Source organism: Aeromonas sp. 25-AL00135, assembly GCF_054052385.1.
Genome location: NZ_JBSTYQ010000068.1, coordinates 1 through 206 on the forward strand (window position 1 = coordinate 1; position 206 = coordinate 206).

Below are 206 nucleotides of genomic sequence, written 5' to 3' on the forward strand. Positions count from 1 at the left end.
CCCATGCCGAACTCAGAAGTGAAACGCGGTAGCGCCGATGGTAGTGTGGCATTCGCCATGCGAGAGTAGGACACTGCCAGGCACCCAATTTCAAGATTACGCCCAGCGTGGTCTTTACCGGTTAGTGTGCTGATATGGCTCAGTCGGTAGAGCGCATCCTTGGTAAGGATGAGGTCCCCAGTTCGATTCTGGGTATCAGCACCATT

The 206-nt window shown here is 54.4% G+C and carries 1 tRNA gene and 1 rRNA gene; both read left to right on the top strand.

The window, feature by feature from the left end:
- Positions 1–82 (top strand): 5S ribosomal RNA (gene rrf / locus ACW5XC_RS20515); the annotation flags it as partial.
- A gap of 46 nt (positions 83–128) precedes the next feature.
- Positions 129–204 (top strand) — tRNA-Thr (locus tag ACW5XC_RS20520).
- Positions 205–206 lie beyond the last annotated feature (2 nt).